The sequence below is a fragment of the Thermoanaerobacter sp. RKWS2 genome (genome assembly GCF_026240795.1).
Lineage (GTDB): Bacteria > Bacillota > Thermoanaerobacteria > Thermoanaerobacterales > Thermoanaerobacteraceae > Thermoanaerobacter > Thermoanaerobacter ethanolicus.
This window is the reverse complement of sequence record NZ_CP110888.1, coordinates 1,900,001-1,915,719: the sequence shown is the minus strand read 5'-3', so window position 1 is coordinate 1,915,719 and position 15,719 is coordinate 1,900,001. Positions and strand designations below refer to the sequence as shown.

General features: G+C 44.1%; 15 protein-coding genes and 1 pseudogene (1 of these 16 cut by a window edge). All 16 read left to right on the top strand.

What is annotated here, in order from left to right:
* Nucleotide 1: 1 nt before the first annotated feature.
* Nucleotides 2-601, top strand: a complete 600-nt coding sequence (locus OEI98_RS10180) for a major tail protein (RefSeq protein WP_003516029.1) — start codon at nucleotides 2-4, stop codon at nucleotides 599-601.
* Nucleotides 601-984 carry a hypothetical protein gene (locus OEI98_RS10175; RefSeq protein ID WP_003516030.1) on the top strand — a complete coding sequence of 128 codons (384 nt, stop codon included), beginning with the start codon at nucleotides 601-603 and terminating at the stop codon, nucleotides 982-984. Before OEI98_RS10180 ends, OEI98_RS10175 begins: the two co-directional genes overlap by 1 nt.
* Nucleotides 981-1,172, top strand: a complete 192-nt coding sequence (locus tag OEI98_RS15140; protein WP_323053745.1) for a hypothetical protein — start codon at nucleotides 981-983, stop codon at nucleotides 1,170-1,172. Before OEI98_RS10175 ends, OEI98_RS15140 begins: the two co-directional genes overlap by 4 nt.
* 27 nt (nucleotides 1,173-1,199) lie before the next feature.
* Nucleotides 1,200-3,385 (top strand): annotated as a pseudogene (locus OEI98_RS10170) (phage tail protein).
* Between the two features lie 13 nt (nucleotides 3,386-3,398).
* A complete protein-coding gene (locus tag OEI98_RS10165) occupies nucleotides 3,399-4,172 on the top strand; it encodes a distal tail protein Dit (RefSeq protein ID WP_058258362.1) in 774 nt (257 codons plus the stop codon).
* A gap of 4 nt (nucleotides 4,173-4,176) precedes the next feature.
* Nucleotides 4,177-6,699, top strand: a complete 2,523-nt coding sequence (locus OEI98_RS10160) for a phage tail protein (RefSeq protein ID WP_266037669.1) — start codon at nucleotides 4,177-4,179, stop codon at nucleotides 6,697-6,699.
* A gap of 10 nt (nucleotides 6,700-6,709) precedes the next feature.
* On the top strand, nucleotides 6,710-6,904 hold the full coding sequence (locus OEI98_RS15135) for a hypothetical protein (protein ID WP_003520677.1): 195 nt from the start codon (nucleotides 6,710-6,712) through the stop codon (nucleotides 6,902-6,904).
* 193 nt (nucleotides 6,905-7,097) lie between these two features.
* Nucleotides 7,098-7,241 (top strand): hypothetical protein, encoded by a 144-nt coding sequence (locus tag OEI98_RS10155; protein WP_228378971.1) that lies wholly within the window; start codon nucleotides 7,098-7,100, stop codon nucleotides 7,239-7,241.
* 79 nt (nucleotides 7,242-7,320) lie between these two features.
* Nucleotides 7,321-7,905 (top strand): hypothetical protein, encoded by a 585-nt coding sequence (locus OEI98_RS10150; protein ID WP_266037667.1) that lies wholly within the window; start codon nucleotides 7,321-7,323, stop codon nucleotides 7,903-7,905.
* Nucleotides 7,902-10,370: a glycosyl hydrolase family 18 protein gene (locus OEI98_RS10145; protein ID WP_266037665.1), complete on the top strand. Its 2,469-nt coding sequence runs from the start codon at nucleotides 7,902-7,904 to the stop codon at nucleotides 10,368-10,370. Before OEI98_RS10150 ends, OEI98_RS10145 begins: the two co-directional genes overlap by 4 nt.
* An 87-nt stretch (nucleotides 10,371-10,457) precedes the next feature.
* On the top strand, nucleotides 10,458-10,877 hold the full coding sequence (locus OEI98_RS10140; RefSeq protein WP_094045273.1) for a phage holin family protein: 420 nt from the start codon (nucleotides 10,458-10,460) through the stop codon (nucleotides 10,875-10,877).
* Nucleotides 10,874-11,878 (top strand): N-acetylmuramoyl-L-alanine amidase, encoded by a 1,005-nt coding sequence (locus OEI98_RS10135; protein ID WP_093751237.1) that lies wholly within the window; start codon nucleotides 10,874-10,876, stop codon nucleotides 11,876-11,878. Before OEI98_RS10140 ends, OEI98_RS10135 begins: the two co-directional genes overlap by 4 nt.
* 53 nt (nucleotides 11,879-11,931) lie before the next feature.
* Entirely contained in the window at nucleotides 11,932-12,150 is a 219-nt protein-coding gene (locus OEI98_RS10130; RefSeq protein WP_012208274.1) for an SHOCT domain-containing protein, read from the top strand.
* 61 nt (nucleotides 12,151-12,211) lie between these two features.
* Complete coding sequence (locus OEI98_RS10125; protein ID WP_266037658.1) at nucleotides 12,212-13,780, top strand: recombinase family protein; 1,569 nt, start codon at nucleotides 12,212-12,214, stop codon at nucleotides 13,778-13,780.
* On the top strand, nucleotides 13,744-14,235 hold the full coding sequence (locus OEI98_RS10120; RefSeq protein WP_266037657.1) for a recombinase family protein: 492 nt from the start codon (nucleotides 13,744-13,746) through the stop codon (nucleotides 14,233-14,235). The genes OEI98_RS10125 and OEI98_RS10120 overlap by 37 nt, the downstream gene beginning before the upstream one ends.
* On the top strand, nucleotides 14,198-15,719 hold the 5' portion of the coding sequence (locus OEI98_RS10115; protein ID WP_266037655.1) for a recombinase family protein. The gene runs 47 nt beyond the window's last position; 1,522 of the gene's 1,569 nt are visible here — the first part of the coding sequence; it begins with the start codon at nucleotides 14,198-14,200; its stop codon lies beyond the right edge, outside the window. The genes OEI98_RS10120 and OEI98_RS10115 overlap by 38 nt, the downstream gene beginning before the upstream one ends.

Sequence of the window (15,719 nt, the reverse complement as noted above, 5' to 3'; positions counted from 1 at the left end):
CATGGCCACAATCGGACTGGACAGGTTATATTATGCCAAAATAACTGAGAATGAAAACGGAGAAGAGACATACGCCACGCCTGTTCCGCTGGCTAAGGCTATTACGGCAGAGCTTTCTGTGGAGCTGGCAGAGGCGACACTTTATGCCGATGACGGGGCGGCAGAAGTGGTCAAGGAATTTCAAAGCGGCACACTGACTCTTGGTGTTGCAGATATCGGAGTAGACGCTGCTGAGGTTTTGACGGGAGCCACCCTTGATGACAATAAGGTGCTGATTTCCACCAGCGAGGATGGAGGCGCGCCTGTGGCAATCGGCTTTAGAGCCAAGAAAGCTAACGGCAAGTACAGGTATTTTTGGCTTTACAGGGTTAAATTCGGAATCCCGGCTACAAATCTCCAAACGAAAGGTGATAGCATTACCTTTTCGACACCCACCATTGAAGGGACAGTCATGAGACGTAACAAACCAGATGGCCAGGGAAAGCACCCTTGGAAGGCAGAGGTCAGCGAAGACGATCCCGGTGTATCGCCTGAAACTATTACCGGCTGGTATACGGAAGTTTATGAGCCGGTATTTGCTGTGGGAGGAGGCAGTGAATGATGCAGGATAATGACAGAAGCGCGATTATCAAAATCGGCGATGAAGAATATCAGCTTATTCTAACCACTAAAGCGACAAAGGAGATTGCAAAAAGGTACGGCGGTCTTGAAAACCTCGGCACGAAACTGATGAAAACCGAGAACTTCGAGATGGCTCTTGACGAAGTGGTATGGCTGATTACACTGCTGGCTAACCAGAGCATTTTGATACACAACCTTAAAAATCAGGATAAGCGTGAACTCCTGACTGAAGAGACAGTGGAACTTCTCACATCTCCTTTGGAACTGGCAGCATATAAAGACGCTATCATGGAAGCAATGTTCAAGGGTACCAAAAGAAACGTTGAAAGTGAGGATGACTTAAAAAACACACCGGCCGAGTGAGCGATGAGGAATTGTTCACTCGGCTTCTATATTACGGTACTGTCCAGCTCAACCGTTCAGAGGATGAAGTATGGCTAATGCCTATTGGGTACCTGCTTGATTTATGGGAGTGCCATAAGCAGTTTTTAGGACTGTCTAAACCGAAGCGCATGCTGACCATTGATGATGTGATACCTTATGGAATTTAAAAATTTTGCAGGAAAGGAGGCGGTTATGTGGCAGACAATTTTGGCTTGAAGATCGGGATTGAAGGCGAAAAGGAATTTAAAAACGCCATTCGCGAGATCAACCAAAGTTTTAAGGTACTGGGTAGCGAAATGAACCTGGTCGCATCTCAGTTTGATAAGCAAGATAAATCAGTTGAAGCTGTTACTGCAAGAAACAAGGTGCTTAACAAAGAGATCGAATTGCAGAAAGAAAAAATTGCTACTTTGGAGAAAGCGCTTGCCAATGCCGCCTCATCTTTCGGAGAAACCGACAGACGTACTCAGTCGTGGCAAATACAGCTTAATAATGCAAAAGCCGAACTGAACAAAATGGAGCGCGAGCTCGAACAGTCTGCTGAAAGTGCAGACGAGCTTGGGGACGAATTGAAGGAAAGTGGAGACAACGCCGAAAAATCCAGCTTGAAATTTGAGAAGCTGGGCAGCGTTCTTAAAGGTGTTGGCGCGGCTATGGGTGCTGCAGCGGCCGCAGCGGCGCGGCTGCCATCAAGCTGGGAAAAGAGGTCGTGGAGCAGTTTGGTGAGCTTGAGCAGAACCTTGGCGGTTCTGAAGCTGTGTTTGGCGAATATGCTACACGTATCCAAAAAACGGGAGAAGAAGCCTACAAGAATCTGGGCTTGTCTCAATCCGAGTATCTTGCCACCGCCAACAAAATGGGCGCATTGTTTCAGGGTGCTGGTGTCGATCAGCAAAAAAGTCTGGAGCTTACTGAGAAGGCCATGCAACGGGCGGCAGATATGGCTTCGGTTATGGGTATTGACATGCAGACTGCCATGGAATCCATCGCTGGCGCAGCCAAGGGTAACTTTACCATGATGGATAATCTGGGTGTCGCCATGAACGCCACTACCATTGAAGCTTATGCTCTTGCAAAAGGACTGGACTTTGCATGGAATAGCGCAACCAATGCCGAAAAGGCCGAGATTGCCATGCAGATGTTTTTAGAAAAAACCGAACAGTATGCTGGCAACTTCGCAAGAGAGTCTACCCAGACCATCAGCGGTTCCATTGGTCTTTTACAAGCCTCTCTAAGTTCGTTTATAGCAGGACTTGGCAATGCGAACGCTGATATGACGAACCTAACACAAAATCTTGTGGATGCCTTTCAGGCTGTAGTTAAAAATATCGTACCGGTTTTGGAAAATATAGTGGCTGCTCTGCCGGAGGCAACCGGTGCGATTATCTCAGCAGTCAAAGATCTGCTTCCCGTGCTGTTGCAAACTGTAACTGAATTGTTCTCTCAGGTGCTTCAAACTCTCTTGAGCCTGTTGCCGGAGCTGATTCCAGCAGCAGTAGATGCGGTCATGACCATTGTCGGAGCACTCATTGATAACCTGCCTTTACTCATTGATGCAGCGGTGCAGCTAATCACAGCGTTGGTAATGGGGCTTGGAGAAGCATTACCGGAGCTAATTCCAGCAGCGGTTCAAGCAGTGATCACCATTGTGCAAGGGCTGCTGGATAATATGGACAAAATCCTTGAAGCTGCTTTTACATTGATTCAGGGACTGGCGCAGGGACTTTTAAATGCATTGCCAGAACTAATTGAAGCACTGCCGAGGATAATTACAACAATCATTGACTTTGTGACGAACAATATGCCGAAGATCATAGAATTAGGAATTACTCTTATCGTACAGCTTGCTGCCGGGCTTGTGAAAGCCATTCCAGAACTAGTAAAGTCTTTACCTCAGATTGTTGCGGCTATTATAGAAGGTTTGGGCAAGGCGGTTGTTTCAGTAGTTGAGATTGGTAAGAACATTGTAAAAGGCATCTGGGAAGGTATTAAAAGCCTTGGTAGCTGGATTAAGGATAAGGTTTCCGGTTTCTTTTCCGGTATTGTTGATGGAGTAAAAAATTTCCTCGGAATCAGATCTCCGTCCACTGTTTTTGAAGGCATTGGCGGCAATATGGCACTGGGTATTGGTGAGGGATTTGACAAAGCTATGGCCAGAGTGGCGGACGATATGCAAAATGCAGTGCCGACAGACTTTAATGTTTCTCCTGACATTAATGTAAGTGGACGAGGCGGATTTAGCGGTTTAGCTTCCGGGCCGCTTGTTGTGGTGCAGCAGATGATTGTTCGTGGTGAAGAAGACATACGTAGGATTTCACAGGAGTTATATAACCTGATGCAGACAGGTTCAAGGGCGCAGGGACGTTTTATAACAGCGTAATGGAGGGAAGCATATGGGATTTATCTACAATGGAATATCGTCGCAAAGTATGAAAATACGAGCAAGACTTACTAAATGGCAGGTCTCCCCTGCCCTGCGCAATTCCTTTGAAACTGTGCCGGGCAAAGCAGGTATTGCAGATTTTGGCTGCGATATATCAGAACGAAACATAATAATTAGCTGTAGTGTGCTTCCCCAGCGCAGTTTTGCCGATCTTGTATCGGTTCTTGATAATGTTGCTGAATGGTTAAATCCGGAAAACGGGCTTAAACAACTTGTTATAGATGATTTGCCCGACCGATATTTCATGGCTCGCTTATCAGAAGCGGTTGACTGTGAGCGATTACTGCGGACAGCGGGCAGCTTTGAACTTCGGTTTGTTTGTCCCGACCCATATGCTTATGCGTTGGAAGATGAGGTATTTGTTCTTTCTGAAACAGGTCTTCATGAGCTGGAGAGGGTTAAAGGAAATGCGGATTCCAATCCGGTTTATCTATTGAAGGGTTTAATATCAATGTCTTCATCAAGCTATATTTCGCTTATTACGAACGACGAGGAATTGAGAATTGTTGGCTCATTATCTGAAGGTGAAACTCTGATTGTCGACTCCGGCATGGTAACAGCTAAGGTTATTGATGAAACAGGCGGAACCTTGAGAAATGGCCTTCCCAGCCTGCAGGATCTGAATTTTCCAATTCTCAGGAAAGGTGTTAATCATATTGAGATTGCCGCAGAAAACGCGACCTTTACTGAGTTAAAAATACAGGCAAAAAGCAGATGGAGGTGATAACATGGCGATAAAATCAATTCTAACGAGCCAAGAGGATTTTACCGGTGAGTTTCCTGTAACATCAAGGACGTCTGCTTTATGGCGATTTAATGAAAAAACACCAGACGAAAATCTTCAGCTTATAGACTCATCGGGACATGGCAGACATTTTACCATCTCTGGCTGGTCAGGGACATCGGCAAACCTTATTGCTGGAAGATTCGGAAGATACTTCAGGCAAAATATTGTTAATCCGACTTCTGAAAAGACCCATCTTATAGCAGAAAATGATGGGAGTTTCTTTAGCAATCTGGGCGAAAAGATTGTTGTAGGCGGTTGGATTAATCCTACCACCTATTCGGTCGGCCAGACATATATACCCATATTCAATACCCGCCAAGGACCAGGTCAGCCAATTTTTTATGTTTCACTTTATCAAGGGAGACTTAGGCTTATGTTGTATAACTCCTACGGCACACTAATCTACGACCAGAGTGAAACAGCTACCATTACCTTGAAAAACGGCGGCTGGTATTTTATCGCCTCCATCATTGAAGTAAGCAACAAAAAGGTACAGAACATCATATGCGATCGCAGCGACGGGGCAACCTGGGTGTCGCCTGTGCGTTCCTTTTCGGGAGAGCTGAATCGGGAATGTATAGCAGACATTATTATGGGGATGCATGCAAATACCTACTACTATGCCGGAGGCTTCGACGACTGGTTTCTGGAAACGGACTCACAGCTTACAGCTGATGATTTGCTGTTATATTTTAAGTCGTCTTTACATGCAAACGGTGGGGATGCGTCTTCGGATGTAGATGCTTTGGCAGAGCCTGGCGCAGTCACCCTTAAAGCAACAGATGGCGAGTATCCTGCAAGTGGCGTACTTTATACAAGGGCGGTTCCATGTGCATTATCGGGCAGCGGTCGTGTAGCTGTGACAAGCGAATATACTGCAGGTGTTACTTCAGTGTCTCTAGTAGAGACCAGCACAAGCGATGATCTTGAAGAATGGTCTGCATGGCAGGCTGTGGGAACCAGCGGTGAACTTCAATCGCCAAATCGGCAATATATAAGGTTCCGTGTTACCCTTACCAGCAGCGATCCGTTGAGGACGCCAAAACTTCTGGAAATACAGCTTCATGATATACCGAAAGCGCCCTATGAGAAATTAGGCTTTGCCCGTCCTGTGATTTTGGACAAAAACGGAGCATGGGAAGCTGTTCTTGAAAATGCCTTTGATATCATTGTCACTGGTGAGGTGAACGGCGCGGATACGCTGGAATTCAAGCTTCCGTTCCATGATCCAAAAAGAAGCACACTGGAAAATGAAAAACAAGTGCAAATCGTAAATGACATTTACCGGATCCGAACCTTAACGGACAATAAAAGCGAAGATGGGCGTGTTATTACGCAAGTATATGCTGAAGCGGTATTTTACGATCTGTCTTTCAGTGCGGAAAAAGAACCTAGAGAATTCAATGCAGATACTGCAGATGTTCCGATGCAATATGCACTTTTGGGTACAGGTTGGACAGTAGGAAATGTTACTGTCACTACGAAACGGACATGGCAGTGTACAGAAAAAAATGCCTTATCCATCCTTCGCACCGTACAGAATATTTATGGCGGCGATCTGGTGTTTGACAGCGCCAACCGCCAGGTACACCTTTTGACTTTTAGTGGTACTGATAGCGGAGCGCTTTTTTCATATAGAAAGAATTTGAAAAGTATTCAGCGGGTAGTCGATACACGTGAATTAGTGACAAGGCTCTATGCTTATGGAAAGGACGGATTGACCTTCGCTTCAATTAATGGAGGTAAGGAATACGTGGAAGATTACACTTTTTCCAGTGAAGTGAGGGTGTCGACGCTTGATTGTTCGTCGTTTACAAATCCGTATCAGATGCTGGAATATGCAAAAATGCGGCTTGCAGAATATTCGAAGCCTCGCGTTTCTTATGTACTGTCTGCAATGGATTTATCTGCGCTAACCGGTTATGAGCACGAAGCATGGAAACTGGGTGATATTGTAACGGTAGACGATAAGGAACTAGGCCTTTTGGTAAAGACTCGTGTTGTGAGAAGGCAGTATAACTTGCAGGAGCCATGGAAAACAGTGATTGAGCTTTCAACTAAACTGCGGGAACTCGGCGATTCTTCAGCACAGTGGGACAAGGCAGCGGATGCGCTGTCCTCAGCAGAGTTGATAAACCGTCAGGAAATTAAAGATATGGTACCATTCAACCATCTGCGCAATTCCAGAGCGGATGATGGTTTTGCCTACTGGGTCAATTCCGGCTTTGAAGTGGATACTGAGAATGGTGTTTCGGGAACTGCTTCCTTCAAGGCTGTTGGTGTACCTGGTATGACAAAGAGTCTGTCACAGACGGTATACCCAGCAACACGTAAAAGCTATACATTTTCAGCGCAGATTGCTTCCGAAAACCTTGAAAAGGGCGAAAACGGCCAAGTTGGTGTTGAGATAGTCATTGAATACGAGGACGGTACAACAGAAACAAGATTTATAGACCTGATTTGAGGGTGATGATATGGCATATTTCAATCAGATTGCACACAGTATTTCTCCCAAAAGTATCAGCAGAGTCAAATCTATCACCATCAGGCTGTGCGTCACTGACTGCACCGGCACAGTGTACTTTACAGACTTATTGCTTCAGGGCGGTTCGGTTTCCACTGGATGGATCGGGCATGTATGCGAAATTCAGTGGACATTGGACGGATAAATAGGAGCAGGAGGTATTAATATGGTATAATTTGTTTGATTTATATTTTTGAAAGGATGTGCCGAAGTTGGATAATAATAAAATTAAACAGTTTCCAATAACATATTCACAACGCCGAAAAAACTCCCTTGGACCATTGCATGTAGAATGTCAAATCTCTGGGAGGTATTTAAAGTTTTACAAAAACACATCGATGTTACAAGGTGGCGAATTCATTACTCTGGATGTAATGGCGACGCCTACTGAAGATGGGAAAGCATCAAAAAAGATATGTCAAATGATTGTAACGAGAGAAGATTTAATAGAAGCTTTAAATAATATAACTCCTAAAGAATAAGGCATTGTAAAAAATTAATTCAGTTTTGTTATAAGAGATCGCATCAGCGGTCTTTTTTATTTTATCTGGAGTGTTGACGATGGCAAAAAACAGCTTTATCAGGTTCGCAGAAACGTTAATGATTAAGAAAGAAATGCGCGTGGTCAGTATCACAGTTCGTCTGATGATCACAGATTGTACCGGAACTATATATTTCACCGACCTGCAGCTTCAGGATGGAGATCAGTTGACAGGCTATACCGTCCACACGAGCAAAATGCTAACGAAAATGCAGGAAAACGGGCAGCCAGTTCCGCCCCGGCATTATAACGGTGTGGTGCGAACAGCGGAGACTGTAATTTTATTCAACCTGGGTAAAACTTCTGCTGGTCTTGACTGCTATATCTATCCTATACAGGATATGGCCGCAGGAAGTATTGAAATATCCCAAGGTATGGGCGCGCATAAGGTAAGGTTTCTTGACTCGGTTAACGCAGGCGATGAGCTGACACTCAAGGCTTCCACCCGCCAATGCCTAAAAAACGGAAGTCAGACTCCTAAGGATGGGTTTTATCAATATTCTGCGGCATGGGACAGCAAACATACAGTGAAACTGGAAGAGAGAAAATCGGCGCGGTTGCTCTTTGAATTTCAGGAGATGCAGGAAGGCGGTGATCGGTTGTGAGGGATTTCTTAAAAGGCAAACGGTGCATGGTGTGGAGTTTTATGGGAAATGCCCGAATGTATGAAGCGCTTAGAGACTATGGCGACCGCCTTGATACGGTAGGCATTTTTACTTTTGAGGTTGACGCAACAGGTACAATCACTGAAACCGGTACCAGCATCAGCAGCATGCTTCCGTATATTCAGAAATGGCCGCACATTAAGTGGCTGCTCACTATTATGAATCATGGAATAGCCAATATTTTTACTACACTTCGCAACAACGAAAACGGTGCAAAGGATAAGTTTCTCACTGAAATCATCCGAATAATGAACAAGTATCCATGGTGCGCTGGGGTAGATATTGACCTTGAGCGCGGTGGAGGTTATGAAAACAAGGATGCGGCGAATGCTTTATTTAGGGATATATACAATACAGTTAAGTCTTATGATGCAACAAAGCTTGTCAACATCTGCCTTCCGGGTATGACCGGCGTTCAAGGCTCAGTGGGCGGTGAAAACTGGTGTGTTTATGCCGATCTTAACGACTATTGCGATACCGCCGCTATCATGAGCTATGGCATGGCATGGGCGGGCTCTGCTCCCGGCCCGGTATCTCCTCGTGACTGGCTTGAGGGCATATATGATTATGCTGTTTCCGTTATGTCACCCAACAAGATATTCATGGGGTTGCCTGCTTATGGCTGGAACTGGAGGATTCATGATACACCTGAAAACCTCGGAATAACCTATCGAGGAGTGTCTAATACCTACTATGCGGCAAAATACTGGATGACTGGGGTTTACAATTTCACAGGCGATGCACCGCCCCAGCCGTTTATTCCAATTGTGGCTTACTGGGATGACTATAACAAAGTACCTTGGGCTCTTCCTCATGTATATGACTATATGGAAGGATGGGATGCTGTATCTTGGGAATATCCGCTGCTAAAAGGGGTTTACAACAGGCGAAGATATTTGACAAGCTATGGCAAGGAGCAGAAATCGGAGTTCGGAACCATTTATATTGACAGGAACGGAGTTCCGGATGAATACGAAGGAAATGTCATTATTACTGATGAGATGGCCTCACTTGGAGATGACCAGGCGTCAGCAGAGTACCGTTTTGAGATAAGAGAAGCGGGATATTACGATATTGCAGTACAGCTTTGCTTTCCTTACTGGGACAAAAATGCGATTATCGTTTCCCTTGATGGTATATCAAAGACTTTCAGCGAGAACCGTTTATGGTGGCCATACTGGAGAAGAGTTTGCTGGTTGACACTTGCAAAAGGTGTATTTCTCCAAGAGGGAACGCATGCTGTCAGCATAAGTGGTGGTGTGCCGGGAGTCCAGTTTTACGGTTTTAGGGTTTGCAGTGGATTTTCGGAGTATCCCTTTGCCGGTGAAGCCAGCTTTATGCTCTCTCCTCGTCGGTTCAAGGATGTAAATGGTGTGATGGTTGAGCCGGATCGAGGGTTTAAACTGACCTTTGAAATGTTGCGAAGAAAACCCGACTCGGCGCTTATTTGGTATGAGGATTTTCGAGACAGGAACATCCTGCCTGAAAACTACTGGACTGTGCTGGATGGCGAATGGGATGTTTGGCAAGACCCAGACAGCACAGAAAACCGTCCATATTCCCAGCTTGAGGGATATGGCAAACTTGCATGGAAATACGACGGGTTTTCCGATATTCATATCCGGGCAAGGCTGGCCTTCCCTCAAAATAGCAGCGGAAGGGCTGGGGTATTCCTTGGTGATATTTTCTGCTGCTTAAATTATGACACGCAAAGAGTCGAGCTTTATCAAGGTACTTCCTTGCTTGGCAGCTACTCCGCCAGTTTCTCAAAAACTGCAGATGCCGATCTTCGTGCTAATCCGAATATGTATACTATAGAGATGCGAAAACGCGGCAATAAGGTAAGAGTATATTCCGGTGCAGCTTCAACCCTGCGCTTCACAGTGAATGTAAACGGTGGAAGTGGTTATGCAGGGTACTGCTCGGACAACCGGACGGTATGCGAGCTGCTGCGGCTGGGCGATGCGTGGGCATATGAACCATACGAGCGTTTTGATGTGGAGCTTCCGGACGGAACTATAACCAGCTTTGGCAGGCTTGCTCGCACTGGTGTCACGTGGGATGATGAATTTCAGGTGTTTTCAGTAAATAGCGATGTGGAGGAATCGGCAACTCGCAATGAGGACATTTCGATGGATTATGATTTTTTCCACTCGCAGCTTTTGACGCTTTCCTGCGGTAATGACTATGAAGTAAAAGTTATACCAAAAGACATCAATATCTGGATATCCCGACTTTTTCTCGGAGATGCGGATGGTTTTTCTATTCTGTATTACCAGGATGTGGATAGCCTTGTTTACTGGGTAAACGAAGCGGCTTATCGATGGAAATTGCGAGGTATAGCCATCTGGTCGCTTGGGCAGGAGGATATGCGGCTGTGGGAAGCGCTTCCGAAGCAAATATAGATTAGAAGTTTTATATATTCAGCGCTTTGCTTTAAGGCAGGGCGCTTTTTTATATGCAAAATTCAAGTTGAACGGAGGGTTAAGACAATGAAAACAGTATGGAACTGGGTGCAGGCGGTTTTTACTGCTATTGGCGGATTTCTTGGCTGGTTTCTTGGAGGGCTGGATGGATTTTTATATGCGCTCATCGCTTTTGTGGCCATTGACTATGTGACCGGCGTGATGTGTGCCATTGTAGACAAAAAGCTTTCGAGTGAAGTCGGGGCCAAGGGCATCTTTAAGAAGGTACTTATTTTTGTACTTGTGGGTGTGGGACACATAATCGACAGCCAGGTGCTCGGCAATGGCGGGGCAATTCGGACAGCAGTGATTTTCTTTTACCTAAGTAATGAAGGAGTTTCAATTCTTGAGAATGCAGCACATATAGGACTGCCCATTCCTGAAAAGCTGAAGAACGCATTGGAACAACTGCATGGCCGCTCAAATGAGGAGGATGAAAAGAAATGAAGCTTTTTACAAAATACATGACGCGAAACGATTGCTATACAGCAGGCCGCAAAATCACGCCTAAAGGAATCATGGTACATTCGACGGCTGTGCCGGGTGTAATGGCGGCTGAGTGGTTTTCCCGTTGGAACAAATCTTACAAGGCCGGTGAAATAAACAGGCAGGTATGTGTTCACGCTTTTGTAGACGATAAAGAGGTTTGGCAATACCTGCCTTGGGATCATCGCGGGTGGCATGCGGGAGGAGCAGCCAACAATACCCATATTGGCTTTGAAATCTGTGAGCCTGCTGGGTTTTCGTATAAATCCGGGTCGGTAATGGTGGGTTATGATGCAGCAAAGCAGGAAGATTATTTCCGTAAAGCGTGGCAGAATGCTGTTGAACTCTGCGTTATGCTCTGCAAGAAGTACGGTCTTAATGAGAATGACATCATCTGCCACTCCGAAGGATATAAGCTCGGTATTGCCAGCAACCATGCTGATGTGATGCACTGGTTTCCCAAGCATGGGGAGAATATGGACACTTTCCGTAAAGCAGTAAAAAAAGCGCTGGAGAACAGTACAGATATCAATACTGATATTGGAATTGGAGATATGGTGGAGTTTAAGGTCAGTGTAAAGAATTACTACCCCGGCAGTGTGGAAGTTCCAACGTGGGTCAAAAATGACTATTACCACAGGGTCACACAGACTTTATACAAAGGCAAGCCGGTCATAAAAGGCGGCAAAGAATGTGTATTGCTTGGTAAAAAGGTTAAGAAATCCGGTGGTCAAGAAATCGCAGGCATAAACACTTGGGTAGCAAAAGAAAACCTTGTAATTGTAAACAGCATTCCTGATAACAAGGGCAATAGAACCTATACAGTGCAAAAAGGCGATACCTTATGGAGAATAGCGGAAAAAGAACTCGGTAGAGGAACAAGATTTCCGGAGATTAAGAAACTCAATGGCCTGACTTCAGATACTATTTACCCCGGACAAGTTCTCAAATTGCCGGAATAACGATAAAGGACAGCCAATCGCGGCTGTCCTAAGTCTTTATAGGAGGTGCTTGAATGATAGAGGCGGCTAATCATTTACCATATAACCCGCAGGAAACGAACTATACAAAGATAACACAGGAGGAAATTCAAAGAGAGGTTGATTACTGGCGGGCATACAAAATTCTGCAGAGGATGCTTAAGGCGGGACTGATTTCAGAAGAAGAATTCAACAAAATCGACAAATTGAACCGCAAAACTTTCTCGCCGATGTATGCACAGCTTATGGCCTAATTGGCTTGCTATTAGCGGCACACAGAGGTAACATGTCACATACCCAAAGGAGGTGAAAACAGTGAGAAAGGTAACAAGGATTGATGGAAACAATGCTCTCCAAGCTTTCAAGCCAAAGGTGAGGGTAGCGGCTTATTGCAGGGTTTCAACAGACAGTGATGAACAAATGGCAAGCCTGGAAGCACAAAAAGACCATTATGAATCCTATATAAAAGCAAATCCTGATTGGGAGTTTGCAGGGATCTACTATGATGAAGGCATATCAGGCACAAAAAAGGAAAACCGAACTGGACTTTTGAGACTGCTTGCAGATTGCGAAAACAAGAAAATTGACTTTATTATAACCAAGTCAGTCAGCAGATTTGCCAGAAACACAACCGACTGCATTGAAATGGTGCGAAAACTTACCGATCTCGGTGTTTTCATCTATTTCGAGAAAGAGAATATAAACACGCAGCGCATGGAAGGCGAATTGGTGCTGACAATTTTGAGCAGTCTTGCAGAAAACGAGTCATTATCCATTGCAGAAAATAGTAAGTGGTCTATCAGACGTAGGTTCCAAAACGGAACATACAAAATTTCGTATCCTCCCTATGGTTACGATTATGTGGATGGAAAGCTATTTATCAATAAAGAACAGGCTGAAATCGTAAAGCGGATTTTTTCCGAGGCTTTGGACGGTAAAGGCACACAGATAATTGCAGATGGGCTAAATTCGGATAAAATCCCAACAAAGAGAGGTTCACACTGGACAGCGACAACTATCCGCGGCATTTTAAGCAATGAAAAATATACTGGGGATGTCCTTCTGCAAAAAACCTATACAGATGAGAATTTTAAGCGGCATTATAATCGTGGGGAAAAAGATCAATACATGATAAAAGCTCATCATGAAGCCATCATATCCCATGAAGAGTTTGAAGCTGCCCAAGAGATATTAAGGCAAAGAGGAAAAGAAAAAGGTGTAATTAAGGGAAGCAGCAAGTATCAAAAACGCTACCCTTTCTCTGGGAAAATCAAATGCGCAGAATGTGGCAGCAGTTTTAAGCGTCGAATTCATGGCAGCGGTGACCGTAAATATATTGCATGGTGCTGCACAAAGCATATAAAGGACGCATCAAGCTGCTCCATGAAGTTTGTCAGAGAGGATGCGATCCATCAGGCCTTCGTTGTTATGATTAATAAGCTTATTTTCGGTCATAAGTTCATTCTAAGACCATTGTTGCAAAGCTTAAAGAAAACAAATTGCTCAGATAACATAACAAAGATTCAGGAGATGGAAGCAAAAATCAAAGAAAATACAGAGCGAGTTCAGGTGATTATGGGACTTATGGCCAAAGGATACCTGGAACCCGCTCTTTTTAATACACAGAAAAATGAGCTGCTCAAAGAAGCAGCCATATTAAAAGAACAAAAAGAAGCCATAAAACGCACAATCGATGGGAGTCAGACTATCCTTGTTGAGGTAGAAAAGCTTCTTAAATTTGCAACGAAAGCTGAAAAGCAGATTGATGCATTCGATAGCAAAATATTTGAGGATTTTATTGAAGAAATTATTGTGTTTTCACAAGAAGAAATAGGTTTCAAAATGAAATGCGGGTTGAACTTAAGGGAAAGGTTGGTGAAATGATGAGCCATATACCTTTTGGATATACCATTCAAAACGGCAGGGCTGTAATTAATGAAGAGGAAGCAGTTAAAATTAAGAAGCTATTTAAGGTTTATCTTTCAGGGCTTTCTTTAAGCGAAGCGGCACTAAAAGCAGGTATTAAGCGTTACCACACATCTGTTACAAGAATGCTTTCAGATAAACGGTATGTTGAGGACAAATTTTATCCGCCAATTATCAGCAAGGACACATTCGAAAAAGCACAACTGGAAAGACGCAGGCGAGCTGAGGCGCTTGGCAGGATTTATGAACATAAAGGAAATGAAAAGAAATGCCTGAATTATAAGTTTCATGCTTCAATGCCGGATAATCTATACGATGATCCATTTCAGCAGGCAGAGTATGCTTATAGTCTTATTAAGAGCGAGGTGATTTTAGATGATAACCAGGAATGTTACGGTAATTCCTGCCCGTAAGCGAATTGGGAATAGTGCAAATGCAGAGGAATTACCTAAGCTTCGGGTAGCAGCTTACTGTCGTGTTTCTACGGACAGCGAGGAGCAGGCAACCAGTTATGAAGCGCAAATCGAGCATTATACAAATTACATTAAAAGCAATCCAGAATGGGAGTTAGCTGGTATATTTGCAGATGAAGGTATTACCGGAACTAACACGAAAAAGCGTGAAGAATTTAACCGGATGATAGAAGAATGCATGCAGGGCAAAATCGATATGATAATTACGAAATCTATCAGCCGGTTTGCAAGAAATACGCTGGACTGCCTAAAGTACATAAGGCAGCTTAAAGAAAAAAATATTCCGGTTTACTTTGAAAAGGAAAATATAAACACATTGGATTCCAAAGGAGAAATCCTGTTGACCATTATGGCATCTTTGGCACAGCAAGAAAGCCAATCGTTAAGCCAGAATGTAAAACTGGGTATTCAGTACCGATATCAGCAAGGAAAAATCCATATCAATCACAACCGGTTTCTTGGCTATACAAAGGATAAGGATGGCAATTTAGTTATCGTACCTGAAGAAGCTGAGATCGTCAAACGCATTTACAGAGAATATCTTGAAGGTTCCAGTATGCTACAGATAGCTAGGGGTTTGGAGGCTGACGGAATTCTGACGGGTGCAGGCAATCCCAGATGGCATACCAGTACCATCAATAAGATTTTGAGAAATGAAAAATATATCGGTGATGCGCTGCTGCAGAAAACCTATACGGTAGATTTTTTATCAAAGAAAAGGGTACCTAATAACGGTATAGTTCCACAATACTATGTAGAAAACAGCCATGAGCCTATAATCCCGCGTGAAATTTTTATGCAAGTTCAAGAACAACTTGTCAAAAGAAGATGTGTGCATATAAGTAAGAACGGAAAGAAGAGAAACTATAGCAATAAGCATCCTTTATCACAGATGGTTTTCTGCGGCAACTGTCATGAAATATTTCGAAGGGTACATTGGAACAATCGAGGTTATAAGTCTATCGTATGGCGATGTGTCAGCCGCCTGGAAGAAAAGGAATCTGACTGCACTTCCCCTACAATAAATGAAGAAACTTTGCAGACTGCGGTTATAAAAGCTATCAATGAACTTCTAGGCAACAAAGAATCTTTCCTCCAGTCGTTGCAAGATAATATAGCTACCGTGCTTAATGCGGAAAGCGATAATGCTACCGATGACGTTGATGTAAAATTGAATGACTTGCAGCAGGAGCTTCTTAAACAAGCAAAATCCAAGAATGATTATAACGAAGTGGCTGATGAGATATATCGCTTACGGGAACTAAGGCAAAATGCACTGGTTGAAAATGCAGAGCGTGAAGGAAGAAGGCAGAGGATTGCTGAGATGACAGAATTCTTGAGTGAGCAGTCCAACCGGCTGAAGGTATATGATGAGCAGCTGGTAAGGAAACTTATTGAGAAAGTAACGGTCTTCGATGATAATC